Annotated in this window: 21 protein-coding genes, 7 tRNA genes and 1 other annotated feature; of the genes, 10 read left to right on the forward strand and 18 right to left on the reverse strand. The window is 38.2% G+C overall.

What is annotated here, in order from left to right:
• Nucleotides 1–25: 25 nt before the first annotated feature.
• From A8M50_RS07465 to A8M50_RS07485, 5 genes are all read right to left on the reverse strand, one after another.
• Nucleotides 26–102: transfer RNA gene (locus tag A8M50_RS07465), tRNA-Pro, on the reverse strand.
• A gap of 21 nt (nt 103–123) precedes the next feature.
• Nucleotides 124–199, reverse strand: a tRNA-His gene (locus A8M50_RS07470).
• A gap of 26 nt (nt 200–225) precedes the next feature.
• A tRNA-Arg gene (locus A8M50_RS07475) sits at nt 226–302 on the reverse strand.
• A 148-nt stretch (nt 303–450) separates the two neighbouring features.
• On the reverse strand, nt 451–2,586 hold the full coding sequence (gene rlmKL, locus A8M50_RS07480) for a bifunctional 23S rRNA (guanine(2069)-N(7))-methyltransferase RlmK/23S rRNA (guanine(2445)-N(2))-methyltransferase RlmL (protein ID WP_005645137.1): 2,136 nt from the start codon (nt 2,584–2,586) through the stop codon (nt 451–453).
• Between the two features lie 130 nt (nt 2,587–2,716).
• A tRNA-Met gene (locus A8M50_RS07485) sits at nt 2,717–2,793 on the reverse strand.
• 185 nt (nt 2,794–2,978) lie between these two features.
• On the opposite strand from A8M50_RS07485, the gene mltA reads away from it, so the two are divergent.
• From mltA to znuA, 3 genes are all read left to right on the forward strand, one after another.
• Nucleotides 2,979–4,091: a murein transglycosylase A gene (mltA, locus tag A8M50_RS07490; protein ID WP_005633213.1), complete on the forward strand. Its 1,113-nt coding sequence runs from the start codon at nt 2,979–2,981 to the stop codon at nt 4,089–4,091.
• On the forward strand, nt 4,091–4,861 hold the full coding sequence (gene tcdA, locus A8M50_RS07495; protein ID WP_005645126.1) for a tRNA cyclic N6-threonylcarbamoyladenosine(37) synthase TcdA: 771 nt from the start codon (nt 4,091–4,093) through the stop codon (nt 4,859–4,861). Before mltA ends, tcdA begins: the two co-directional genes overlap by 1 nt.
• Nucleotides 4,862–5,038: 177 nt before the next feature.
• A complete protein-coding gene (znuA, locus tag A8M50_RS07500) occupies nt 5,039–6,061 on the forward strand; it encodes a zinc ABC transporter substrate-binding protein ZnuA (RefSeq protein ID WP_005645128.1) in 1,023 nt (340 codons plus the stop codon).
• A gap of 49 nt (nt 6,062–6,110) precedes the next feature.
• Here znuA and A8M50_RS07505 read toward each other — a convergent pair whose 3' ends face one another.
• Together A8M50_RS07505 and mpl are read right to left on the reverse strand one after the other, a co-directional pair.
• The gene (locus A8M50_RS07505) at nt 6,111–6,617 is read right to left on the reverse strand and encodes a DUF2301 domain-containing membrane protein (protein ID WP_005645122.1); all 507 of its coding nucleotides are present in this window, start codon (nt 6,615–6,617) and stop codon (nt 6,111–6,113) included.
• 107 nt (nt 6,618–6,724) lie between these two features.
• Nucleotides 6,725–8,086 carry a UDP-N-acetylmuramate:L-alanyl-gamma-D-glutamyl-meso-diaminopimelate ligase gene (gene mpl, locus A8M50_RS07510; protein ID WP_005645139.1) on the reverse strand — a complete coding sequence of 454 codons (1,362 nt, stop codon included), beginning with the start codon at nt 8,084–8,086 and terminating at the stop codon, nt 6,725–6,727.
• Between the two features lie 163 nt (nt 8,087–8,249).
• Between mpl and A8M50_RS07515 the strand changes: the two genes are divergently transcribed.
• Complete coding sequence (locus A8M50_RS07515) at nt 8,250–8,801, forward strand: hypothetical protein (RefSeq protein WP_005645135.1); 552 nt, start codon at nt 8,250–8,252, stop codon at nt 8,799–8,801.
• 48 nt (nt 8,802–8,849) lie between these two features.
• On the opposite strand, the gene metC is transcribed toward A8M50_RS07515, so the two are convergent.
• The gene (gene metC, locus A8M50_RS07520; RefSeq protein WP_005645130.1) at nt 8,850–10,037 is read right to left on the reverse strand and encodes a cystathionine beta-lyase; all 1,188 of its coding nucleotides are present in this window, start codon (nt 10,035–10,037) and stop codon (nt 8,850–8,852) included.
• A gap of 136 nt (nt 10,038–10,173) precedes the next feature.
• Between metC and A8M50_RS07525 the strand changes: the two genes are divergently transcribed.
• From A8M50_RS07525 to A8M50_RS07545, 5 genes are all read left to right on the forward strand, one after another.
• Entirely contained in the window at nt 10,174–10,776 is a 603-nt protein-coding gene (locus tag A8M50_RS07525; protein ID WP_005645124.1) for a peroxiredoxin C, read from the forward strand.
• A gap of 100 nt (nt 10,777–10,876) precedes the next feature.
• Nucleotides 10,877–11,434, forward strand: coding sequence for a CDP-diacylglycerol--glycerol-3-phosphate 3-phosphatidyltransferase (gene pgsA, locus A8M50_RS07530; RefSeq protein WP_005625600.1), 558 nt, complete (start codon nt 10,877–10,879; stop codon nt 11,432–11,434).
• A gap of 154 nt (nt 11,435–11,588) precedes the next feature.
• A tRNA-Gly gene (locus A8M50_RS07535) sits at nt 11,589–11,664 on the forward strand.
• Between the two features lie 4 nt (nt 11,665–11,668).
• Nucleotides 11,669–11,755 (forward strand) — tRNA-Leu (locus tag A8M50_RS07540).
• Between the two features lie 50 nt (nt 11,756–11,805).
• A tRNA-Lys gene (locus A8M50_RS07545) sits at nt 11,806–11,881 on the forward strand.
• Nucleotides 11,882–12,091: 210 nt separating this feature from the next.
• Here A8M50_RS07545 and thrC read toward each other — a convergent pair.
• The 3 genes from thrC to thrA are packed head-to-tail and all read right to left on the reverse strand — an operon-like array spanning nt 12,092 to nt 16,813.
• Nucleotides 12,092–13,366 (reverse strand): threonine synthase, encoded by a 1,275-nt coding sequence (gene thrC, locus A8M50_RS07550; RefSeq protein WP_005646210.1) that lies wholly within the window; start codon nt 13,364–13,366, stop codon nt 12,092–12,094.
• A 42-nt stretch (nt 13,367–13,408) separates the two neighbouring features.
• The gene (thrB, locus tag A8M50_RS07555; RefSeq protein WP_005646252.1) at nt 13,409–14,353 is read right to left on the reverse strand and encodes a homoserine kinase; all 945 of its coding nucleotides are present in this window, start codon (nt 14,351–14,353) and stop codon (nt 13,409–13,411) included.
• A gap of 12 nt (nt 14,354–14,365) precedes the next feature.
• A complete protein-coding gene (gene thrA, locus A8M50_RS07560; RefSeq protein WP_005646216.1) occupies nt 14,366–16,813 on the reverse strand; it encodes a bifunctional aspartate kinase/homoserine dehydrogenase I in 2,448 nt (815 codons plus the stop codon).
• A gap of 35 nt (nt 16,814–16,848) precedes the next feature.
• Nucleotides 16,849–16,967, reverse strand: a sequence feature (Thr leader region).
• A gap of 170 nt (nt 16,968–17,137) precedes the next feature.
• On the opposite strand from thrA, the gene A8M50_RS07565 reads away from it, so the two are divergent.
• Nucleotides 17,138–17,839 carry a YggS family pyridoxal phosphate-dependent enzyme gene (locus A8M50_RS07565; protein WP_005646245.1) on the forward strand — a complete coding sequence of 234 codons (702 nt, stop codon included), beginning with the start codon at nt 17,138–17,140 and terminating at the stop codon, nt 17,837–17,839.
• A 75-nt stretch (nt 17,840–17,914) separates the two neighbouring features.
• On the opposite strand, the gene A8M50_RS07570 is transcribed toward A8M50_RS07565, so the two are convergent.
• The 7 genes from A8M50_RS07570 to A8M50_RS07600 form a co-directional block, all read right to left on the reverse strand.
• On the reverse strand, nt 17,915–18,670 hold the full coding sequence (locus A8M50_RS07570) for a class I SAM-dependent methyltransferase (protein WP_005646219.1): 756 nt from the start codon (nt 18,668–18,670) through the stop codon (nt 17,915–17,917).
• Between the two features lie 132 nt (nt 18,671–18,802).
• On the reverse strand, nt 18,803–19,948 hold the full coding sequence (nagA, locus tag A8M50_RS07575; protein ID WP_005646208.1) for an N-acetylglucosamine-6-phosphate deacetylase: 1,146 nt from the start codon (nt 19,946–19,948) through the stop codon (nt 18,803–18,805).
• 57 nt (nt 19,949–20,005) lie between these two features.
• The gene (gene nagB, locus A8M50_RS07580; RefSeq protein WP_005646228.1) at nt 20,006–20,809 is read right to left on the reverse strand and encodes a glucosamine-6-phosphate deaminase; all 804 of its coding nucleotides are present in this window, start codon (nt 20,807–20,809) and stop codon (nt 20,006–20,008) included.
• Nucleotides 20,810–20,987: 178 nt separating this feature from the next.
• Nucleotides 20,988–21,866: an N-acetylneuraminate lyase gene (gene nanA / locus A8M50_RS07585; RefSeq protein ID WP_005646248.1), complete on the reverse strand. Its 879-nt coding sequence runs from the start codon at nt 21,864–21,866 to the stop codon at nt 20,988–20,990.
• 10 nt (nt 21,867–21,876) lie between these two features.
• On the reverse strand, nt 21,877–22,743 hold the full coding sequence (locus tag A8M50_RS07590; RefSeq protein ID WP_005625613.1) for a MurR/RpiR family transcriptional regulator: 867 nt from the start codon (nt 22,741–22,743) through the stop codon (nt 21,877–21,879).
• Nucleotides 22,736–23,638 (reverse strand): N-acetylmannosamine kinase, encoded by a 903-nt coding sequence (locus A8M50_RS07595; protein WP_005646250.1) that lies wholly within the window; start codon nt 23,636–23,638, stop codon nt 22,736–22,738. Before A8M50_RS07595 ends, A8M50_RS07590 begins: the two co-directional genes overlap by 8 nt.
• Nucleotides 23,639–23,682: 44 nt before the next feature.
• Nucleotides 23,683–24,369, reverse strand: coding sequence for a putative N-acetylmannosamine-6-phosphate 2-epimerase (locus A8M50_RS07600; RefSeq protein ID WP_005646238.1), 687 nt, complete (start codon nt 24,367–24,369; stop codon nt 23,683–23,685).
• Nucleotides 24,370–24,716 lie beyond the last annotated feature (347 nt).

Raw genomic sequence — 24,716 nt, forward strand, 5'->3', positions numbered from 1 at the left:
TACATTGTTAAAGAGCAAAATAAAGTGGTCGGCGAGATAGGATTTGAACCTACGACCCACTGGTCCCAAACCAGTTGCGCTACCAAGCTGCGCTACTCGCCGTCAGATCTTATAAAGATAAGATGGGGTGGCTAATGGGATTCGAACCCACGACAACTGGAATCACAATCCAGGGCTCTACCAACTGAGCTATAGCCACCATTAAAAGTTGTTATTGCACTGACCTGGCGCGCTCGACAAGATTCGAACTTGCGACCTTTGGCTCCGGAGGCCAACGCTCTATCCAACTGAGCTACGAACGCGTTATTGCGTCGTTGCGGAGGCGTATATTAATGATTTAATAAAACCTTGTCTAGCACTTTTTGAAAAAAAATGTTTGAGCGATAGTTTTTTATTCAGTTTGTTTAAAATTCACTATTTTTTCGACTATTTTTACAACTTAGCAAATCATTATATATGTTGAATCATCCAACAATTATGAATTTGTTTATTACGTTCAAAATCTAGCGGTAACGTTTTATGCGAAATTTCTACCGTACTTAAACCTAATTCTTCCAACGCAACTAAATTCATTTTGAATCCACGTTTATTATTCGAAAAAACAATTGTACCATTATTCGACAAAACTCGTTTTAAATTGCTCATCAATTTCACATGATCTCGTTGAACATCCCAACTCTCTTCCATACGTTTAGAATTCGAAAACGTCGGTGGATCCACAAATATTAAATCAAATTGACGATCACATTTTTCTAGCCATTGAAGGCAATCTGCTTGAATTAATTTATGTTGTTTACCTTCAATATCATTCAAGATAAGATTTTGCTCCGCCCAATTAAGATAAGTATTTGACATATCAACGGTCGTTGTCGATTTAGCGCCACCAAGTGCCGCATAAACAGTTGCTGAGCCGGTATAAGCAAATAAATTTAAGAAATCTTTACCTCTTGCCAACTCACCAATCATTTTTCTTGTTAAACGGTGATCTAAGAATAAGCCAGTATCTAAATAATCTGTCAAATTTACCCAAAGTTGCGCGCCATATTCATTCACATAAAAGTATTCACCTTTATTGGCTAATTTCTCATATTGGTTAGTACCTTTTTGTTTCTGACGAACTTTGAGGATCAACTTATTCGTTTCGACACCTGTAACGTGCAAAGTTGCAGTAACCGCATCTAATAAACGTTGACGCGCTTTATTTTCATCAATATTTTTCGGCGCTGCATATTCTTGCACAACAATGTAATCAGCATAACGATCGACGGCTAAATTATATTCAGGCAAATCGGCATCATATAAACGATAAGCGTCTAATCCTTGTTGCTTTGCCCATTTACTAATTTTCTTAATATTTTTTTGTAATCGATTAGCAAAATCGGTTGCAATTTCCGAAGTGCGGTTAAATTCTAGTTCATTTTCAGCTGTAATTTCGTCAGATTTTCGTTCTGAAACTTGATAATTCTTCTGCACACAATCTAGTGGGCCATTTTTTGCTTTAAACTGTCGGCTGGCACGCATTCTCAAACAATCAAGCAATGTGGATTCGCTACTAAAAACAGAAACATTCCAACCACAAAATTCTTTTTTAAGTCGTTGCCCAAATACAGAATAGAGCGCGATTAAAGCTGGTGTTGTGCCTAAACGTTCCCCATAAGGTGGATTACAGATAACCGTACCAACTTCATTTAAACGAAGATTTTTCAACGCTGCAACATCACCTTGTTGCCATTTAATTAAATGTGAAACGCCTGCATTTTGTGCATTTTTCTGCGCCTTTTTTAATACGCGGTGATCGAGATCAAATCCATAAAAGTGCGGTTGAAGTTCACTTTGTTTTTCTTCTGCTAATTCAATCGCTTCATTTTTTACTTTTTCCCAAGCCGATTGATTATGCGCTTTCCAAAAATCAAATCCCCAATGTAAACGATAAAGTTGCGGCGCAATTTTGGCTTCCATTTGTGCCGCTTCAATTAAAAGCGTGCCTGACCCACACATTGGATCTACTAATGGAGAACCAGCCTGCCAACCGGAACGCATAACAATTGCTGCCGCTAGAGTTTCACGTAAAGGCGCTTGACCGGCATCCTCACGATAGCCTCGCAAATGTAATGCATCCCCACTTAAATCTAAAGAAATCACTAAATTTTCACGATTCAAATAAGCATGGATACGCACGTCCGGCTGAATTTTATCTACATCAGGGCGAGTTTTACCTTGACGTTCAAAGTAATCGACAATTCCATCTTTAACGCGCATCGCACCAAATTGAGTATGACGAATTTCTTGGTTGGTTCCATTAAAATCTACAAAGAATGTAACTCGTTCATCAAATTGCGCTAACCAATTAAAGCCTGAAACAGCCGCATAAAGATCCAAATCACTGTAAATTTTGGTTTCAATCAAAGGAAATAAAATGCGTGAAGCAAGACGTGACCAAAGCAAAGTGCGGTATAAAGTTTCGTCATCTGCTTGATAATGAACGCCACCTTGAACCACTTTTGCCTCTTGCGCACCAAGTTCAGTGAGTTCAACTTTTAATAATTCTTCAAAGCCACGAGAAGTCGTTGAAAATAATTGTTTCATTTAGGTACCGATTTTGAAAATTTTGAGGGATTATAGCATAGAAAAAGATGATCTAATTGAGATCATCATAGCGAGTTAAACTGTAAAAAGAAAAGCCCTGATTTTCTTAAATCAGGGCTTTAGAATTTGTTGGTTGCGGGGGCCGGATTTGAACCGACGGCCTTCGGGTTATGAGCCCGACGAGCTACCAAGCTGCTCCACCCCGCGTCTGATGTGGTGCACTATACGCTATTAATATTTTTTTGCAAGAATTAAACAAAAGTTTATGTTTCATTTGTTAATAAAATGTTCAATGTGAGTTTTTATTAATCAGCTTGACTAAATAACACTGGTCGTTTGGAATGATTTTTGATAGCGTATGCAGCCTTATTTAAGCTTATTTAGGATTAAAAATGTCAGTTCGAAAATTTTTCTCACTAAAAACATTTTCTATTGCAGTGACAACCGCACTTTTAGTTGCCTGTGGTTCTTCTAATACAACAAAAACTCAAATTCCCACCACCTCAAATGGCAGCGATCCTCAACAATTTGGTGCGAAATATTCGGGTCGTAATTATCAACAAGCTGTGTTTATGCCTGTTTCTCAAGTTGAAAACCAAAGTGCGGTCATTAATCAGGGTGATTTTTTAACGCAACTTTCGAATGTACAAAGTTATTCAAGCAAACTATCTGATCGTTTCTATGGCAACTATGAAAAAATTACGAATTGGGTGCTTTCTGGCGCCAATGTAAGTGAGCTTTCTAAATTTGGCATTAACCCGCAAATTATGCGTGGTTTCGATGGATATCAAAATGTTTTGATGACAGGCTACTACTCTCCTGTCCTTCATGCACGCCGTTCACCACAAGGTCAATTCCAAAATCCAATTTATCGTATGCCAGCAAATAAACGTTTTAGCCGAGCGCAAATCTATGCCGGAGCATTAGCGGGTCAAGGATTAGAATTAGCGTATAGTGATTCCATGTTAGAGAACTTTTTACTTGGGGTACAAGGCAGCGGCTATGTAGATTTTGGTGATGGCAACCTTAATTACTTCGCTTATGCAGGACAAAATGGCTTTCCTTATACCGCTGTTGGGCGTTTATTAGTTGAAGATGGTGAAGTACCAAAAGAGAAAATGTCTATTCAAGCAATTCGTGAATGGGGCAATCGCAATCCCTCTCGCGTACAAAGTTTGTTAGAACGTAATTCTTCTTATGTCTTCTTTAAAAATGATCCGAGTGGCAAAGTAAAAGGTTCTGCAGGCGTACCACTTGTACCAATGGCATCAGTAGCATCAGATCGTAGCGTTGTACCATCTGGTACTGTTCTTTTAGTCGAAGTGCCTGACATTGATAATAACGGAAACTGGCTTGGCACACACAAATTACATTTAATGGTTGCACTTGATGTGGGCGGTGCGGTGAAAGGCCACCACTTTGACTTATATCGCGGCATTGGTGATCAAGCAGGTCATATTGCAGGATTATCTAAACACTATGGTCGAGTATGGGTGTTGCAATAATGGCGCCAGTGGACAATTATGAACAGCGATTTGGCGGTATCGGTCGACTTTATACACCTGATGGACTCGCGCGCTTACGCCAAGCTCATATTTGCGTAATAGGCATTGGAGGCGTGGGTTCTTGGGTCGTAGAGGCCTTAGCACGTTCAGGCGTTGGTGAACTAACATTAATTGATATGGATGATATTTGTGTCACAAATATCAATCGCCAACTTCCTGCGATGAGCGGCACAATCGGCAAATTAAAAACTGAAGTCATGTCAGAGCGGGTAAAATTAATTAATCCAGAATGTACCATCAATATTATTGATGATTTTATCTCGCCAGAGAATCAATCGGATTATCTCAACCGAGGCTATGACTATGTGATTGATGCCATTGACAATGTGAAAACTAAAGCGTCGCTGATTACTTATTGTAAACGTAACAAAATTAATGTGATTACTATTGGCGGTGCTGGCGGTCAAACTGATCCAACCCAAATTCAAATTGCCGATCTCAGTAAAACCATTCAGGATCCGCTCCTCGCCAAAGTGCGCTCAGTTTTACGCAAGGATTACAATTTCAGTCAAAATCCAAAGCGTAAATTTAGTATCGATGCGGTATTTTCAACACAACCTCTAATATTCCCACAAATGACAGAAGGCTGTTCTATTTCTGCCACAATGAATTGCGCAAATGGGTTTGGTGCAGCCACGATGATTACAGCAACCTTTGGTTTTTTTGCGGTGTCACGTGTAATAGATAAATTACTAAAGAAAAAATCTTAATCACCTCTTGAAAATGCACATTGACCATAAATGTGCATTTTTTATCGAATGAAACCTATTTACTTTGAAAATGAAAAATTTTCTCTCGCGTTCTCTATAAAATCGTTGCAATTTATATAAAAAGGCGTACTCTTTTTCCCTTTGAGAATTATTACCAACACGTAAGGAAACAGAAATATGAAAAAACTTTTAAAAATTAGCGCCATTTCTGCCGCACTTTTAAGTGCGCCAATGATGGCTAATGCCGATGTATTGGCATCAGTAAAACCTTTAGGCTTTATTGTTTCATCTATTGCTGATGGTGTAACTGGTACACAAGTCCTTGTTCCTGCAGGCGCCTCTCCGCATGACTACAATTTGAAATTATCTGATATTCAAAAAGTAAAATCAGCAGATTTAGTTGTGTGGATTGGTGAAGATGTTGATTCATTCTTAGACAAGCCAATTAGCCAAATTGAACGTAAAAAAGTGATTACCATTGCCGATCTTGCGGATGTTGAACCTTTATTAAGCAAAGCTCACCACGAGCATTTCCATGAAGATGGCGATCACGATCATAAACATGAGCATGAGCACAAACACGAACATAAACACGATCACGAACATGAACACAGCCATGATCATAAGCACGAGCATGAACATCACGACCATGACCACGATCACCATGATCATGACGAAGGTTTAACAACAAACTGGCATGTTTGGTATTCTCCAGCTATCAGCAAAATTGTTGCACAAAAAGTAGCGGATAAATTAACGGCACAATTCCCAGATAAAAAGGATTTGATTGCTCAAAATCTTTCAGATTTTAACCGCACTTTGGCAGAACAAGGTGAAAAAATCACAGCACAACTTGCGAACGTTAAAGATAAAGGTTTCTACGTTTTCCACGATGCTTACGGTTATTTCAACGATGCTTATGGTTTAAAACAAACGGGTTACTTCACCATCAATCCATTAGTAGCACCGGGTGCAAAAACTTTAGCGCACATTAAAGAAGAAATCGCAGAACATAAAGTAAATTGCTTATTCGCAGAACCTCAATTTACGCCGAAAGTGATTGAATCTTTAGCACAAAATACTAAAGTCAATGTAGGACAACTCGATCCAATTGGCGATAAAGTCAATTTAGGCAAAAATTCTTATGCAACATTCTTGCAATCTACCGCAGATAGTTACATGGAATGTTTAGCTAAATAAACCTTTCTAAAAACAATGACCGCACATAAAAGTGCGGTCATTTTCTTTTCTAAATTTGATATTTTGTTTTGTCTCCAATATCAAAATGCAAAGGCATTCGCCATTTTTGTATCGCTAAAACTAAAAGTAATACGCCAGAAATAATAGAAAAAATGCGTAATGCGATAAGATTATTTAACACCCATGAAAACCACAAGCAAGCCACAAATATCGGCTGTAAATTTAGCAAAGGCACGCGGAAACAAAAATATTCTTTAAAACACAAACCACCTAAAGTAAGTAACGCACCGCCAAGGGCCAAAGCGGGATAATGATTAATATAAAAAAGTAATCCTATCCAAGTAGCAAATTGAAACAGCAATCGGAAGGATTTGAGATAAATATGTAATGAAGAGGAACAGCAAGTTGTCGCAATTAATATAAATGTGAGCGATAAATCTGGATACCAACTCATGGCAAGAATAGCCAACGCAGCTATCACAAAGCCGGAACGATAGATAATGACAGTCAGATTATCTAAAAAATCCATCGGGGATTTAACATGTGGATCAGCCATTCTACAAAGATTCCTTTTATAAATTACAAATTAAAAATAGATGTTACGCCAACTCAATAAAAAGTGCGGTCAACCTAAAAACATTTTCTAAATTAACCGCACTTTGATTATTTCTGTTTAAGCTTATCAAGAATTTTTTGATGAATGCCACCAAAACTGCCGTTAGACATCACCAAAATATGATCTGTAGGTTGGGCCTCAGCGACAATCATATCGACTAATCGATCTAAATTTGCATTCCAATAGGCAGGTTGTACACATTGGTTTGCAATATCTGCCACTTCCCAAGGAAGTTGTTCTGGTTGAAGCATAAACACTTCATCAGCTCGGCCGAGTGCAGGCGCAATTTCATCTTTATGAACACCCATTTTCATTGTGTTAGAACGAGGTTCAAGCACTGCAAGAATTCGCACGCCACCACCCACTTTATCTCGTAAAGCTGTTAGCGTAGCAAGAATAGCTTCTGGATGATGAGCAAAATCATCATAAACGGTGATGCCATTAACTTCGCCTTTTACTTCTAAACGACGTTTAGCATTTACAAAAGATCCCAATGCTTTACACGCATCTTCAATAGCCACACCCGCATGATGAGCAGCAGCGATCGCCATTAAAGCATTATGCATATTATGTTGTCCGACTACATTCCATTTTACTTCTGCCACTTTTTCACCATGATGGAAGACCGCAAAATGTGAGGCATCATTTGTAATACGCTCAGCAAACCACTCATTATCTTTGCCTAAAAATTGTTGTTGCGACCAACATCCCAATGCCAAAGTTTCTTTTGCACTTTGTTCACTCGCCGAACTTAATACCAAGCCACTTGCCGGAATAGTTCGAATCATATGATGAAATTGGCGTTGGATCGCTTTGAGATCATCAAAAATATCTGCATGATCAAAACTAATGTTATTTACGATAAGTGTACGCGGATTATAATGAACAAATTTCGAACGTTTATCAAAGAAAGCTGTATCATATTCATCAGCTTCAATAACAAAATAAGGGCTATCTCCTAAACGAGCTGAAATGCCAAAATTACCGGCAATTCCGCCGATTAAAAAGCCTGGTTTTAATCCATTTTGTTCTAAGATCCACGTTAACATGCCTGTTGTAGTTGTCTTTCCATGCGTACCAGAAACTGCCAATACCCAACGATCTCGCAATAAATGATCATGTAACCATTGAGGACCAGATGTGTATTTCAAATTATTTTCCAACACATATTCTACGCAAGGATTTCCACGTTTCATCGCATTACCAATGATTACCATGTCAGGCGCAGGTTGTAATTGCGCAACATCATAATTTGGAATAATCTGGATGCCTTGCTCTTCTAAAAAAGTGCTCATTGGAGGGTAAACATTAGTATCGGAACCCGTCACGTGATAGCCCATTTGTTTAGCAATCATCGCCACGCCGCCCATGAATGTGCCACAAATACCTAAGATATGAATATGTTTCATTGTACTTCTCTACTTAACTTATTAAGGAAAATGAAAAGTATAATAAAACAACTTCTATGAACTTTCAAAATAAAAGACTGTCATAAAAGCTCACATGGGCTATAATTGAGCCTTTAAAAAACGAGTACAACTTAACTAACAAAATATAATGAAGGAATTTACAATGAAATTTAATAAATCATTTCTTTTCGCAAGTATCATCGCAGGTTCAATTGCATTAACCGCTTGTAATGATAAAGAAGAAAAAGTAGCAGAAAAACCTGCAGCAACAAAAACTACTCAACCAGCTCAACAAGCAGTACAACCACCTCAAGTAAAAACTGATGATTTAGTCACTCAAGCAAATGCAGAGTTTCTAAAAGTTGCGAATGTAAAAGTAACAAATGTTTCTGTAACAGATGATTTAAAATCGTTTTCTATCACTTATGAAATCACAAATTTAAGTGATAAAGCTATTTTAGAAGCGCAATGGTTAACTGTTTATAAAGAAAATAACCAACCATTCTATGTAGCAAATCTTCCAGCATTACAATTTGGAAAAACAATTGCACCAAAAGCTAGCGAAACAGTAACATTATCAACAACTGAAGAAGCTGTGCTTTCTCAAATTCGCCCGCACTTGCAACAAGGAAAAAATATCCAAGTAGATATTATCGGGACTTCAGTACATTTTGCTGACGGTTCGAAAGTTGGCTTAGTATCAGAACAAAAATAATCCTATAAAAAACGCCTGTGTAAAACAGGCATTTTTTTATCCGCACTTTTAGGCAATTCGCTCAAATCCAGCTTTTAAATCTGCAATCAATTCATCTACATTTTCAAAGCCAATATGCACACGAATTAATGAACCTGTAAGGTTACGTTTAATATTTGGACGAATATGTGCAATTTCTTCTGGTTGATTACAAAGAATTAGAGACTCAAATCCTCCCCATGAATAAGCCATAGTGAAAAGTTGAAAATGATCCATGAAATTTGAGACTTGTTCCGATGTCAATCGCTTAGTTAATTCAAAAGAAAATAAACCGCTACTACCACTAAAGTCTCGTAAAAAGAATTCATGACCAGGGCAACTTGGTAAAGCTGGATGGTACACAGTTTTTACTTCTGGTTGCTCACTCAACCATTTTGCTACTTTAATACTGCTTTCCTGATGTTGTTTTAATCGTACACCCAATGTGCGAATACCACGAGCGGTCGTATAAGCAGAATCTGCATCCACCATTTGCCCCATTAAATAGGAGTGTTCTCTAAGTTGATCCCAAGTTCGCGCATTCGCAACAGCAGTACCAATCATAATATCTGAATGACCCACTAAATATTTCGTACCCGCTTGAATAGAAATATCAATGTCATGCTCTAACGCTTTAAATAGAACACCTGCCGACCAAGTATTATCAATCATAATCACAATATCAGGGTTCACAGTTCTTGCAACCTTCACAATAGTCGGAATATCTGGAATTTCCATTGTAATAGAACTCGGTGCCTCCAAAAAAAGTACTTTTGTATTCGGTTGAATAAGCGTTACAATATCAGCACCAATAAGAGGATCGTAATAAGTTGTATCGATCTGCATTTTTTTCAGCACAATATTACAGAAATCTTGGGTTGGCTCGTAAGCTGCGCCACTCATTAACATATGGTCGCCAGTTTTCACAAAAGAAAGAATCGAATTAGTTACTGCTGCTGCACCACAAGGATAAAGATAACAACCTGCCCCTCCTTCCATTTCGCACATTAAATCTTGTAAAGCAAAATGTGTTAGCGTCCCTCTTCTACCATAAAATAATTCGCCTTTTGCTCTATGTTGAGTAGCGTGTTTTTTATCTTCAATACTGTCAAATACTAATGAAGAAGCTCGCTGTAAAACGGGGTTTACAGATCCTTGTGAAAAGCGTTTTTTACGCCCTGCATGGACAAATGTTGTTGAGAGATTGTGTTGTTGCATATTTCCACCTTATTTTAGATAAGATTAATTGCTTTAATAGATAAAATCGAGTATAAAATGTTGGCGTTTCAAATAGAACCGCGCCGCTATTTTGTGTGGCAAAACTTTAACTTAACTTTATATAGGAATTATGACTATGGTATTAGTAACCCGTCAAGCACCAGATTTTACTTCATCTGCTGTATTAGGCAATGGCGAAATCGTTGATAACTTCAACTTAAAAAAACACATTGCTGGAAAAGCTGCAGTAATCTTTTTCTACCCATTAGACTTTACCTTTGTTTGCCCTTCTGAGTTAATCGCATTTGACCACCGTTATGAAGAATTCAAAAAACGTGGCGTAGAAGTAGTTGGTGTTTCTATCGACTCTCAATTCACTCACAATGCATGGCGTAACACCCCAACTGAAAATGGTGGTATCGGCCAAGTTAAATATGCATTAGCGGCAGACGTAAAACACGAAATTGCTCAAGCATACGGTATTGAACATCCTGAAGCAGGCGTTGCATTACGCGCTTCATTCTTAATCGACAAAAATGGCATCGTTCGTCACCAAGTAGTAAACGATCTTCCATTAGGTCGTAACATCGATGAAATGTTACGTATGGTTGATGCATTACAATTTCATGAAGATCACGGTGAAGTTTGCCCTGCTCAATGGGAAAAAGGTAAAGAAGGGATGAAAGATAACCCTGAAGGCGTTGCAAAATACTTAAAACAAAACGCTGATAAACTTTAATCCTTAATTATTTAGAAGAAAGCCACATAATGTGGCTTTTTTTATAGTCTTAGATACTTTAGAATAGGCGTATCTCTAACACCAAGAGCGGTTCATTTCTATGAAATTTAATATTCCTATTTTCCTAACGATGTTTCGCGTAATCCTAATTCCGTTTTTCGTGATTGCATTTTATTTACCTATCGAATCCTCCCCTTTTATTACTACATTCATATTCTTTATTGCTGGTGTTACTGATTGGCTTGATGGTTATTTGGCTCGTAAATGGAAACAAACTACAAGATTTGGCGCTTTTTTGGATCCTGTTGCGGATAAAGTAATGGTTGTCGCAGCCTTGGTTCTCATCGTTGAATACCAACACTCTCTTTGGATTACAATTCCTGCCATTATTATGATTTCTCGAGAAATTATTATTTCCGCATTACGTGAATGGATGGCTGAACTCGGAGAGCGTAGTAAAGTCGCTGTCTCTTGGTGGGGAAAATGGAAAACAACCGCACAAATGTTAGCCCTAGGCGGATTATTATGGCGTTACAATAACTATATGGAAATTGCCGCTATAATCTTGCTTTACATAGCAGCCATTTTAACAGTATGGTCAATGATCCAATATTTACAGGCAGCAAAAGGTAGCCTATTAGATGACCTAAAACTCTAATTCTGGATAAATTGCGGAATTTTCTACCGTACTTTTATTATTTTGTCTTATTTTTAATCAATCAAAGTTTTTTTTTATTTTTTCATTTGACACAAGACTATAAAACCGTAAAATACGCCCCGTTGTCACGCAGCAATGCTGATTAGTGATAAATGCGGGAATAGCTCAGTTGGTAGAGCACGACCTTGCCAAGGTCGGGGTCGCGAGTTCGAGCCTCGTTTCCCGCTCCAATTAGCCCGAGTGGTGGAATCGGTAGACACAAGGGATTTAAAATCCCTCGCCTTTCGAGGCGTGCCAGTTCAAGTCTGGCTTCGGGCACCATTTAAACGCCAATCCAAAGATTTTAAAATTTACTTTAAAATCATCTAATTGGGTCGTTAGCTCAGTCGGTAGAGCAGCGGACTTTTAATCCGTTGGTCGAAGGTTCGAATCCTTCACGACCCACCACTTAAAAATAAAGCAAGCACCGAAAGGTGTTTTTTTATTGCCTAATATCTGGTACTACTTTTCAATTACTGGCTCATTGAGAAATAGCTATTCTTTCTACCTAATCTAAAATAATTAATATATTTTATCGCTACGTTATATTTTCTAAAATAAAATAGCGCCTGAAAATCAAGCGCTATCCAAAATACAATAAAAATTTACCGCACTTTATTACTTTAATAAGTAAGCCCGTAGTTGTGCAAAATCATTATCCATTTCATCAGAAAGCAATGGTAGCTGATTATGTTTATCCAGTGCTTCAGGTAATGAAAGCTGAATACCAAGAATACGTTCTACGGATTCTTTAAATTTCGCTGGATGTGCTGTACACAGGAAAATTCCTGTTTCACCCGTTTTAATTTGATCTTTCAACACCTGATAAGCAATCGCACCATGAGGTTCACATAAATAACCTTTTGACTGCATCGCTTTTAAGGTATCTTCTGTTTCACTATCACTTAGCATTCCGGAACCTAAATCAGTTAAATTCCAACCATTTCGTTTAAACAATTCTTCCACTCTTGGCCAGTTATTCGGACGGCTTACATCCATTGCGTTAGAAAGAGTTGCAACTGTCGTTTTAGGATCCCAATTACCCGATTTCAAATAACGTGGCACTGTATCATTTGCATTTGTTGAGGCAACAAAGCGTTTTATTGGCAAGCCTAATGTTTTTGCAATTAATCCCGCAGTTAAGTTACCAAAATTACCACTTGGCACAGAAACCACAACATTATCACGTTTTTCTTTTGGCAATTGTGCTACAGCCTCAAAGTAATAACAAACTTGAGCTAATAAGCGGCTGATATTAATAGAATTTGCAGAGTTGAGTCCGATAGCTTGGCGCAATTCAACATCATCAAAGGCTTGCTTAACCAAAGCCTGGCACGTATCAAAATCACCGTTAATCGCAACTGTACGAATATTCCCCCCAAGGGTACAGAACAATTTTTCTTGCAATGGGCTGATTTTGCCTTTTGGATAAAGGATAACTACATTAATATTTTCTAATCCATAAAACGCATGTGCTACAGCAGCTCCAGTATCGCCAGACGTTGCCGTTAAAATGGTGATTTTTCCATCACCACGTACTGCCGCAAGTGCCTGTGCCATAAAACGCCCCCCAAAGTCTTTAAATGCCAATGTGGGACCATGAAATAATTCAAGTGCATAAATATTATCTTCAACTTTTTCTAACGGTGCAGTGAAAGTGAATGCATTTCTCACCATCTCGTCTAACGTTGCTTTCGGTAATTCTTCACCAATTAATGCACCTAGAATTTTTTGGCTACGCTCAACAAGAGGTAATTCAAGTAATTCATCAATGTTATTAAGTTGAGGAATAACTTCAGGAAAGAATAAACCTTGATCCTGTCCAAGACCTTGACGAACAGCCTGAGAAAAAGTGACTTGTTCTTCGGGATGTTTGATATTGTATAAATTCATATTTAATCCGTTTTTAATTTAATTTTATCTATTTAAATTAACTTATTTAATTTCTCTTGCGCCTTCATTATCGACCTTACATACATGCACAAAACCTTCATTATTTTGTAAATAATGATTCTCTAAATAAGTTGAAAGTTTAATTGCGGTTTGTAAGTCTGGAGCAATAGAGAAAATAGTTGGCCCTGAGCCTGAAATACCAGTGGCAAGTGCACCTAAGTCTCGCGTAGCTTGTTTTACTTCAGCAAAATTAGGTAGCAGAGATTCACGATAAGGCTCGGCAATGACATCTTTCATCATAATCGCCGCAAGGTTTTCCTGATGGGTATGGCAAGCATGTACAAAGCCACCTAAATGACGACCATGGGCAATCACGTCTTGTCGAGTATAGCTTTTCGGTAAAATTGCACGCGCTTCAGCAGTAGAAACTTCAATTCCTGGATACGCCAACACCCAATACCAATTATCAAAAAATGGAAGCTTTTGACAAATATTGCCGAGCGATTGCACCATAAATTGCACACCGCCAAGATAGCAAGGTGCAACATTATCATAATGGATTGAACCAGAAATACGGCCTTCCAATTCTCCCATCATTTCAAGCAACTCCATTTTCGAAAAAGGGCCATCATGAAACTGATTTAATGCCACTAATGCAGCAACAATAGAACAAGCACTAGAGCCTAAACCAGAGCCAATAGGCATATTTTTTTCGAGCGTTAAACGCAAAGGTTTCACATTTCCTCCGCGTAATTTTAATTGCTCGCTAAATAGCACATAAGCTTGGTAAACTATATTTTTTTGTAGTTCTTTCGGTAATTTACGAACAAAATAGCCCGCACTTTCTAACTCAAAACCACTTGAAATAGATTCTATTTGAACCACATCACCTAACAATGAACCATCAATAGGAGAGATCGCAGCGCCTAAAGTATCGAAACCTACGCTAATATTCGCGCTAGATGCAGGGGCGTAAATTCTTAACATTGGTAATCCTTATTAATGTTGTAATGTTCTTAAGATATCTGCAAAAATACCTGCCGCAGTAACTGCATTGCCAGCGCCATAACCACGTAATAAAAGTGGGATAGGTTGGTAATAACGAGTATAAAATGCCAGAGCATTTTCACCGTCTTTCACTTTATAAAGTGGGTTATTCTGATCGACTGCAACAATAGATACTTTACATTTACCTTCGCAAATTTTTCCAACATAACGCAATACTTTGCCTTCAGCTTTAGCGGTGGAAACACGAGCTTTAAACTCTTCATCAAGCTGTGGCAGCATTGCCATAAATTCATCTGCAGATTTTCCTTCAGAGAAACCTTTCGGCAATACACCTTCAACTTCAACATCTGAAAGTTCAAGCTCAATTCCAGCTTCACGAGCAAGAATTAATAATTTACGTGCTACATCTTGTCCAGAAAGGTCATCACGGGGATCTGGCTCAGTAAAGCCTTTTTCTCGGGCAAGTGCGGTGACTTCTGAAAGAGAAAGTCCTTCCTCCAATTTACCAAAAATAAAGGAAAGCGAGCCAGATAAAATGCCTTCAAAATATTCAAGTTCATCACCCGCAGCAAGTAAGTTTTGAAGATTTTCAATTACTGGCAAACCAGCGCCCACATTCGTTTCATATAAGAATTTATGTTGGCTTGCTTGAGCGTTTTGGCGTAACTCATTGTAATAAGCTAATTCTCGTGTATTCGCTTTTTTATTTGGCGTGACTACATGGAAACCTTCTTTTAACGCACGAGCATAAAGCCCCGCTACAGATTCGGCTGAGGTACAATCTACAAATACTGGATTCACCACATGATGTAATTTAATGAAAGAAAGCAATACATCAAAATCTGATGGCTGAGTCGCATTTTCTAAATCGTTTTTCCAATCGTCTAAACATAATCCATTTTCATCGAGCAACATGCGGTTGGAATTCGCAATAGCACAAACTCGAATTTCAACACTCTTCTTTGCTAGATACTCCTTTTGACGCTTTACCTGCTCAATTAATTCTCCGCCTACTCCACCAACGCCCACTAAAAACATATCCACGACTTTTTTATTATTGAAAAGCGCCTGATGGGTAGCTTTCACCGCTTCAATCGCTTTATTTTGCGGCACAACCGCAGAAATTGAACGTTCACTAGAACCTTGTGCAATCGCCACAATACTAATATTTGCCTGTGCTAACGCCGAGAAGAAACGAGCAGCAATGCCTTTCGCTTGCTTCATTCCATCGCCCACAACAGAAATAATGGATAAATCTTTAATCACTTCAATTGGTTCTAATTGATGTTCATTTAATTCATTAGCAAACTCAGTTTCTAGTACGGTTTTCGCAACTTCTGCAGATTTCACTGGCACGCAGAAGCTAATACTGTATTCAGATGAAGACTGGGTAATTAAGATGACTGAAATGCCTGCACCTGACATAGCTGAAAATACGCGAGATGCCATGCCTACCATGCCTTGCATACCAGGGCCTGATACATTAAACATCGCCAAGTTATCTAAGTTAGTGATACCTTTGACTTGTAAACCTTCTGATTTCATATTGCCATCAATAATCGAACCCGGTGCAGAAGGATTTCCTGTATTTTTAATGACACAAGGAATATTTTGTGGTAACAATGGACCAATCGTACGAGGATGAATCACTTTCGCACCGAAATAAGAAAGTTCCATCGCTTCACGATAAGAAAGAGTTGGTAATAAACGTGCATCAGGCACTAAACGCGGATCGCAAGTATAAACGCCATCCACATCGGTCCAAATTTCGCATACGCTTGCGCCTAAACAAGCGGCTAAACAGGCTGCAGAATAATCAGATCCATTACGACCGAGCAGTACCAACTCACCTTTTTCATTACCCGCAGTAAATCCTGCCATAAGCACCACTTTATCTTTTGCAATACTTGCTGCATCAACACGTTTTGTTGATTCTTCAATTTCAACTGAAGACTCAAGATAACCGCCTTTTGCTAATAATTGCTTGACCGGATCCACAATATGTACGCTATAGCCACGCGCTTCAAACCAAGCTTTCATCATTGCGATAGAAAGTTTTTCACCACGGCAATCAATTGTCGCTTTAACTGCATCTTCTACTTTTCCTGCTTGACGAATTTCTTCTAATAATCCTTTGATTTGAGCAAATTCAGCATCAATAAGCGCTTTTGTCCCATTTAAGTCGAATTGATTATTTTCGGCATGTAAGCCATTGATGATGTTATAGAAAATTTCGATTGCTTCGTTGAAATGCGTATCGGTTGGTTGATTTAATGCAGCTTTTTCAGAAAGGGCGACGAGATGATTAGTTATTTTTGCTGGTGCTGATAAAACACCTGCTGCCTGCTCTTCTAAATGAGCTTGCTCGATCAATTTCGCTGCTTGGGAAAATCGTTCTGGATTTGCAAGCGAAGTGCCGCCAAATTTAAGTACGCGCATGATTGGTTCTCCTAGAGATATTGTGTTTTTAAATTTATAAAAAAACCCGCTATTCAGTTGAATCGCGGGTTTTCTGTATCCTGTTTTTTGGTGCACTAACCCGCGCCATTAATCATAGTAATGGTCATCATAATGGTGGTAATCGTGCTAATGATTACGGATAAAGTGCGGTTATTTTTCATTGTGTTTTATCTTGAAAAATGAATGCGTAAAGAAATACCGAAATTTCCCGAGCTTGTCAAACAGAAAGTAACAAATTTTTCAGAAATTTTCTCAGTAAATAAATTTCGTGTAAACTAACCGCACTTTTATAAAGGAGAACCTATGGATATCCAACATAATCTCAACCTAATTCATCAAAAAATTGAAACAGCTTACGAAGAAGCTAAACGCAATCAAAATACAGTAAAATTACTTGCCGTATCTAAGACCAAACCTATTTCCGCTATTCTTTCGGCTTATCAAGCTGGACAAATAGCCTTTGGGGAAAATTATGTGCAAGAAGGTGTAGAAAAGATCCAATATTTTGAATCGCAAGATATTAACCTTGAATGGCATTTTATTGGTCCATTACAATCGAATAAAACCCGTCTCGTTGCAGAACATTTTGATTGGATGCAAACACTTGATCGAGCAAAAATTGCAGATCGTTTAAATGAACAACGACCAACTAACAAGGCACCCTTAAATGTCTTGATTCAGATTAATATCAGCGATGAAGAAAGTAAATCTGGCATTCAACCAGAGGAAATGTTAACACTGGCAAAACACATCGAAAATTTACCGCACTTACGCTTACGTGGCTTAATGGCAATACCCGCGCCGACCGATAAAATCGCTGAACAAGAAGCCGTGTTCAGAAAAATGTCAGATCTATTTGAACAACTTAAACAAGCCTTACCTAATCAACAAATTGATACGCTTTCTATGGGAATGACGGATGATATGCCGAGCGCAATAAAATGCGGTTCTACTATGGTACGTATTGGTACTGCAATTTTCGGTGCAAGGGATTATTCAAAATAAATCTAAACAACCCGATTTAAAAAATTATCGTAAGAAAAAGCGAACCGCACATAAAAGAGCGGTTCGTTTTTTATATTATTTTTGGCTACATACAGCAATAAAATGTAATTTATGTTCAGGATCATTAAAGGTTTTAAACATTCTTTTAAATTGCTCGCGATTTTCCGCTTTCATAGCATTACGGATGATTTTTAACGTCCCCAGAATGCCCTCATCATAAATCATTCCTTTTGGTGAAAGTAATGTCATCTCACCAGAGAAAGTATCAACATTTCTAAAGCCACTTTCTTGGAATATGCCTTTCCAGCCATCTTTCGTTAATGGTGTGACCGTCACGTTAATCGCTTTGCGCATATTTTCTAGAATAGTTTGATGATCATTCCCCACCAGCATAACATCGTGAGTAAGCAATAAACCATTTGGTTTTAACACTCGAAAATATTCTGCAATGGCTTTTTTCTTAGCTTCCACGGGTAACATTGTGAGCATCGCTTCATTGATGACAATATCAAAACTTTCATCCTCGAAAGGCAATTTCATCGCATTCGCACGCTGCACATGAATTTTTTCTTGCAAGCCATTTGCTTCGATATTTGCTTGTGCTTTTTCTAACGCATGTTCGTCTAAATCAACACCTTCAATATGGCAATCAAATTGTTTCGCCAATCCAATGGCTGTCGTTCCCATATTACAGGCAACCTCTAACACTTTTTTATCTTGGCTAAAATCGCCATTGGCAATTAACCAATCTGTTGCTTTTTTACCGCCTGGACGCAAACGAGTTTTACCTAAACGTGCAAGAAAATTATGCCCTACTTCATCTTTTGCCATATCTATCTCCTAGTAATTAACTTGGTTTTTATATTATAGATGAAAATTATTCTTATTAAAGTAGTAAAGCAAAAAATAACCCAACCAATTGGTTGGGCTCTAAAAGATCAGTAAAATTTACCGCACTTTAAATCAATTAGGTTTCCATTCACCATTGAGCACGGTTGCTGTCACTTTATAATCTGACGTAAACACGGCTAAATTTGCGATTTTTCCTTTTTCTACCGAACCTAAACGATCATCAACACCAATTGCTCGTGCAGGATAAAGGTTACTCATTCGAATTGCTTCAGCAAGTGGAATTTCAACAAACTCCACTGCATTCTTAATGGATTCGATCATGGTAATTGATGCACCAGCAATCGTACCGTTTGCATCAAAACAGCGACCATCTCGGATATAAATAGTTTTACCTACAAAGGTGAATGTTTCCAATTCAGGTGGTGCACCTGCTGCAGCAAGAGAGTCAGTCACAATACAAAGTTTGTCACCTTTGATTTTTTTATCAATGCGAACATTGCCGTAATTGATATGCACACCATCCACGATAATACCTGTGTAAACATCAGAATCTAGTACCGCACCTACTACGCCCATTGCACGTCCAGAACTAATTGGCGACATTGCATTATGCAAGTGAGTCGCAAAAGTTGCGCCTTTGTGGAAGGCTGCTTTAGCGACTTCATAAGTCGCATTAGAATGGCCTACAGAGACAATAATGCCCGCTTTCACAAAATCAGGCGTATAGTTAATAGTTGGGTTTTCTGCGGCAATGGTAATTTTTGTAATGACATCACCATTTTCACAGAGGAAATCCTTCATTTCAGGCGTAATTTCACGAATATATTCGGGACGGTGTACCCCTTTTTTCTCAACGCTGATAAACGGTCCTTCAATATGTAAACCAAGTGCTTGGTTTTTATGCTTGTTTAAATATTCACGCATAATTTTTACCGCACTTTTTATGTTTTCATCCGGTGCCGTAATAAAAGTAGGAAGGAAACTTGTACAACCTGATTTCAAGTTAGTTTCCTGCATAATTTCCAAGGTTTCAACGCTAGTTTGGTCGTTAAACATCACGCCACCACAGCCATTTAATTGAAGATCAATAAAACCTGCGGTTAAATTATTACCTTGTAAATCAATGGCTTTGATACCTGTTTCTAATTCAGCTTGTGGAACTACCGCTTCAATAATTTCACCGTTAATAATTACAGCAAAATCACGTAAAACATCATATTTTGTGTAAATCACACAATTCGTTAATGCATATCTCATTTTTTGTCCTTAAATAAAATAATCAGAAAAATTACCTCTCTTTTGAGCGGTAGGTGCTTATAACACGCTATGAATGGCGCGCTGTTCTAATTCAGTAAAATATTTAACAGTTTTTACTTTCAATTCTTGTTGTGCAGGTTCATCACAAACTAACACAAAATGGCGATGTAGCTGAAGTGCACTCACTGTCCACATATGGTTCACACCACCTTCTACAGCTGCTTGAACTGCAAGCGCCTTATGATGGCCTGTCGCAAGGATCATCACTTCTTCGGCATCTAATAATGTGCCTACGCCAATCGTCAAAGCATATTTAGGTACTTTATTTACATCATTATCAAAGAAACGTGAATTTGCGATCAGTGTATCTTGAGTTAACGTTTTAATACGAGTGCGAGAGCTCAATGATGACGCTGGTTCATTAAAGGCGATATGACCATCATTACCGACTCCGCCCATAAATAAATTAATTTTTCCATAAGATTTAATTTTTTCTTCATAACGGCGACATTCCGCATCATGATCATCCGTGTTGCCATTAAGAATATTGATATTTTCTGGCTGGATATCGATATGATTGAAAAAATTGTTATACATAAAACTATGATAACTTTCAGGGTGTTCCTCTGGTAAACCCACATATTCGTCCATATTGAATGTTACTACATGCTTAAAGCTCACCTCTCCCGCTTTACAAAGTGCGATTAATTCTTGGTAAGTTTTTAATGGCGTACCACCAGTTGGTAAACCTATAACGAATGGATGTTCAGCCGTAGGATTAAAATGATTGATACGATCAACAATATGGCGTGCAGCCCAACGACTCACCTGTTGTTCGTTGTGTAGAGGGATAAGACGCATACTATACTTCCTTTATTTTCAATACCGTGGATAAACAAACCAACGGTTAAACATAATGGTTCCCCACTACGAAATAGAAAAACTGAGAAGCAGGAAACGAGAATTGCTACCCCAAGAGGGATAAATTATGAGTAACCTAGGGAAATCAATCCCCTAGGTTCTCACGATATTCCATTAATTATAAAAATTTCGCTTTCAACTCTTTTGCTTTAGCAAGCTGAGCATCTGTTGCTTTTGCTTTCATTGGCTCACGGCAATAACCCGCATCCACACCTTCTAATTTAAGCAATTCTTTGATGGTTAAATATAAACCATTCGCTAAAATGCCTTCGATTAAATCGTTGGTTACGTGTTGAATTTCTAACGCTTCGGCTAATTTACCCGCTTTGGTTAATTCAAAAATTTGGCGAGCACGAACACCGTTTACGTTAAAAGTTGAACCAATTGCGCCATCCACACCAAGTGCGGCTGCAGGTAACATCATTTCATCGAAACCAGCCCAAATTAAGTGGTTTGGATAAGCTTTTTTCAAACGTTCTAATAAATAGAAGTCACCTGCTGTGAATTTTACCCCTAATACTTTCGGGTTTTTGTAAAGTTCACCAAATTGTTCAATTCCCATATTCACGCCAGTTAAGAACGGGATAGAATACACGATCATATTATTACCCGTTTCTGCAATAATGGTGTCGTAATAATGTTTGATTTCAGGGAAACTAAATTTATAGTAGAACGGAGTAACCGCAGATAAGCTATCGTAGCCTAATTCTGTTGCATATTTACCTAATTCAACTGCTTCTTTTAAGTTTACGCTACCCACTTGAGCAATTAGCGCGATTTGATCTTTTGCTTCATCTTTTGCAATACGGAAGATTTCTTTTTTCTCTTCAGTTGAAAGCATAAAGTTTTCGCCTGTTGAACCACCTACATATAAACCATCAACTTTCATCTTGTCGATATTGTGGCGGATAATTTGACGTAAACCTTTTTCATTAATTGTGCCATCTTCATTAAATGACACTAATAATGCACTAAAAATACCTTTTAAATCACGCATAAGTTTTCTCCTATTTTATACGTTGTTCAAGAATCACATTGAGGGTTTTTTGCTTGGTTTGAGCTGCAAGTTCTTCTTCGCCCTGCACTAACAAAGCATAAATTAAATCTAATACAAAAAGCTGTGCAATTTTGGTACCAATAGAGTCACCTTGTAGCTTCCCTTGTTTATTACCATTTACCAAAACATAATCAGCATATTCTGTAACGGGTGAACGCAAACTATGAGTTAATGCCACTGTCGTTGCACCATTTTGTTTAGCAATTTTGAGTGTATGTGCTGTTTCAGCGGAATAGCCAGAATGACTCAAACCAATTGCTACATCAGAAGACGTAAGTAATGCCGCCTGCATATACATAAAATGATTATTGCCTGTTGCATCCACTTGGAAACCGATGCGCATCAATTTATTTTTCGCATCTTCAGCTGTCACGCCAGATGATCCCACGCCAAATAAAAAGATACGACGTGCTTTTTTAATGGCTTTAACGACTTGTTCAAGCTGTTTCAAATCTAATAAATTAACCGTTTCTTCCATTACATTAGAAACTGCCGCTTGCAACTTTTGTGCAATCGTTAAAGAATCATCGCTCGGCATAATTTCTGTTTCGAGCACAGTTTCATCATTGTTATCTTTCGTGGCAAGCTCAATGGAGAGTTCTAATTTAAAATCGCTGAAACCTTTAAAACCAATGGTTCGACAAAAACGGACGAGTGTCGCTTCTCCAACTTCCAAATGTTTAGCGATTTCTGAAAGGGGGCACTGAGACACCAAATCAGGCGAACGCAAAATCGTATCAGCAATTTTTTTCTCTGATTTGGTTAGACTATGGTAAAGCGAACTAATAGTGTTTAACACATTTCCGGATTTAGCCATAAATTGTTCCTTTTGGTTTATCAAGCAGAACATCTTTCACCCAATAAGCTGCGCCGACTAATCCTGCATCTTGACCAAATTTAGCAGATTCAATATCACAGCTATATACAGCAGGCATAGCCTGTAAGAAACGTTTGACTAATGGTAAATAACCTTCAGCCAACCCGACACTACCACCTATAACAACTTTTTGAACATCCAATCCAATCACTAAATCCGCTACTAAATTCGCAATGGCTTGGGCTGAACGTTCTATAAGTGCGGTAGCTTTTTCATCATTTTTTCTAAAACGTTCAAAAACTTCTCTTGGCTCACAAGGATCATCCCATTGGGAAGATACCGCTTCAATAGCACGACCCGCAGCAACGGCTTCTACACACCCACGGCGACCACAACCACACATTGGGCCATTTGGATCCGCTAATGTATGCCCGATATGTCCCGCGATTCCCTTTGGACCAGTTTGTAATTGTTGGTTTAATATGACACCGCCACCCACGCCAGTTGAAACAGTAATAAAAACAAAGTTTGATACTTTTTCTGAATCTTGGAGTTGGTATTCCGCATAAGTTGCGGCTTGTGCATCATTTAATAAGCCAATTGGTTTATCCGTGTGTTTAGCAATACTTTCTTTTAGTGGAAATTGATTCAAACCACCTAAATTTTTAGGATTAAGTGCGGTTAAAACACCGTCATTTATAATACCGGTTGAAGCCACCGCCACATAATCAAATTGACCCGCATAATGAGTAAGAAGTTGTTCCAATGCTTGATGCATTCCTTCTACCACATTTTCACGCGGCGTATGAATTTGTTGGCGTTGTTCAACTTCGCCATTTTTTACGATAGCCGCCGCGATTTTTGTACCGCCAATGTCTAGAGCTAAACAACGCATAACTTATCCTTATAGTATGAAGTATTTTCTCACACGTCTTACGACTATCTTGCAGATTTCACAGAATTAGCAAACCAACTCACGATATGCTCAAGGCGAGTTAATGCTGAACCAACGGTTACGCAATCTGCGCCAATTTCAATCGCCACTTTTGCCAATTCAGGCGTGTTATAGCGACCTTCTGCCATCACAAAACAGCCCGCGGCTTTTAAATCTTTCACTAATTGATAATCAGGTTCTTCGGGAACTGGACCACCTGTATAACCAGACATTGTGCTGCCCACAATATCAAAACCGAGTTTTTGACAATACAAGCCTTCTTCTAAATTAGAACAATCTGCCATAGCCAAGCAGCCCATTTCATGGATTTTTTTCACCGCACTTTCAATATCAACTGGACGAGGGCGGCTAGTGCCATCTACCGCAATAATATCTGCCCCAGCATTGGCAAGATCTTCAATATCTTGCAGAAATGGCGTAATACGAATCGGACTATCAGGTAAGTCGCGTTTTACAATACCAATAATTGGAATGTTTACAAAAGGACGTGTCGCTTTAAGGTTATCTACACCTTCAATACGTAAACCTGATGCGCCACCAGCAACGGAAGCTTGGGCCATAGCAGAAACAATTTCAGGTTTATCCATTGGGCCATCATCAACAGGTTGGCAAGAAGCAATGAGACCATATTGAATTTGAGAAAGCACATCTTGATGAGATAATTTCGACATAATATCACTCCTAAATATATTGAGGCCGATAATGCTCAAATGCTTTATTACAAGCCATCTAGGCTTTAGCATTATTTAGACTCAACCATCCTCAAAAATATAACTGAGCCTGCATTTTCGTCAGTGCTCAGCATTATATAAAAACATAACTCCATTTTAAAAGTTTTTTTGAAGTATTTTTTTGCAAATGTGATCTACCTCTCAATTTTGAAATAAAACTTCAAAGATCAGTTCAAAAAGTATTTTTTTACTTTAGAATAGAGCCCGAGTAGTTTTTTTTTGATGTCTAAAACATCAAGCATTCACTTTCAATCCAAGCCAATTATGGCTTATATCAACATAGGTTC

Source organism: Haemophilus haemolyticus (assembly GCF_001679045.1).
In the GTDB taxonomy this organism is placed as follows: domain Bacteria; phylum Pseudomonadota; class Gammaproteobacteria; order Enterobacterales; family Pasteurellaceae; genus Haemophilus; species Haemophilus haemolyticus.

What these genes read in the sequence shown, in the direction of transcription:
- rlmKL (WP_005645137.1), bottom strand. Translation starts at nt 2,586, where the DNA reads ATGAAACAATTATTTTCAACGACTTCTCGTGGCTTTGAAGAATTATTA.
- mltA (WP_005633213.1), top strand. Translation starts at nt 2,979, where the DNA reads ATGTCAGTTCGAAAATTTTTCTCACTAAAAACATTTTCTATTGCAGTG.
- tcdA (WP_005645126.1), top strand. Translation starts at nt 4,091, where the DNA reads ATGGCGCCAGTGGACAATTATGAACAGCGATTTGGCGGTATCGGTCGA.
- znuA (WP_005645128.1), top strand. Translation starts at nt 5,039, where the DNA reads ATGAAAAAACTTTTAAAAATTAGCGCCATTTCTGCCGCACTTTTAAGT.
- A8M50_RS07505 (WP_005645122.1), bottom strand. Translation starts at nt 6,617, where the DNA reads ATGGCTGATCCACATGTTAAATCCCCGATGGATTTTTTAGATAATCTG.
- mpl (WP_005645139.1), bottom strand. Translation starts at nt 8,086, where the DNA reads ATGAAACATATTCATATCTTAGGTATTTGTGGCACATTCATGGGCGGC.
- A8M50_RS07515 (WP_005645135.1), top strand. Translation starts at nt 8,250, where the DNA reads ATGAAATTTAATAAATCATTTCTTTTCGCAAGTATCATCGCAGGTTCA.
- metC (WP_005645130.1), bottom strand. Translation starts at nt 10,037, where the DNA reads ATGCAACAACACAATCTCTCAACAACATTTGTCCATGCAGGGCGTAAA.
- A8M50_RS07525 (WP_005645124.1), top strand. Translation starts at nt 10,174, where the DNA reads ATGGTATTAGTAACCCGTCAAGCACCAGATTTTACTTCATCTGCTGTA.
- pgsA (WP_005625600.1), top strand. Translation starts at nt 10,877, where the DNA reads ATGAAATTTAATATTCCTATTTTCCTAACGATGTTTCGCGTAATCCTA.
- thrC (WP_005646210.1), bottom strand. Translation starts at nt 13,366, where the DNA reads ATGAATTTATACAATATCAAACATCCCGAAGAACAAGTCACTTTTTCT.
- thrB (WP_005646252.1), bottom strand. Translation starts at nt 14,353, where the DNA reads ATGTTAAGAATTTACGCCCCTGCATCTAGCGCGAATATTAGCGTAGGT.
- thrA (WP_005646216.1), bottom strand. Translation starts at nt 16,813, where the DNA reads ATGCGCGTACTTAAATTTGGCGGCACTTCGCTTGCAAATCCAGAACGA.
- A8M50_RS07565 (WP_005646245.1), top strand. Translation starts at nt 17,138, where the DNA reads ATGGATATCCAACATAATCTCAACCTAATTCATCAAAAAATTGAAACA.
- A8M50_RS07570 (WP_005646219.1), bottom strand. Translation starts at nt 18,670, where the DNA reads ATGGCAAAAGATGAAGTAGGGCATAATTTTCTTGCACGTTTAGGTAAA.
- nagA (WP_005646208.1), bottom strand. Translation starts at nt 19,948, where the DNA reads ATGAGATATGCATTAACGAATTGTGTGATTTACACAAAATATGATGTT.
- nagB (WP_005646228.1), bottom strand. Translation starts at nt 20,809, where the DNA reads ATGCGTCTTATCCCTCTACACAACGAACAACAGGTGAGTCGTTGGGCT.
- nanA (WP_005646248.1), bottom strand. Translation starts at nt 21,866, where the DNA reads ATGCGTGATTTAAAAGGTATTTTTAGTGCATTATTAGTGTCATTTAAT.
- A8M50_RS07590 (WP_005625613.1), bottom strand. Translation starts at nt 22,743, where the DNA reads ATGGCTAAATCCGGAAATGTGTTAAACACTATTAGTTCGCTTTACCAT.
- A8M50_RS07595 (WP_005646250.1), bottom strand. Translation starts at nt 23,638, where the DNA reads ATGCGTTGTTTAGCTCTAGACATTGGCGGTACAAAAATCGCGGCGGCT.
- A8M50_RS07600 (WP_005646238.1), bottom strand. Translation starts at nt 24,369, where the DNA reads ATGTCGAAATTATCTCATCAAGATGTGCTTTCTCAAATTCAATATGGT.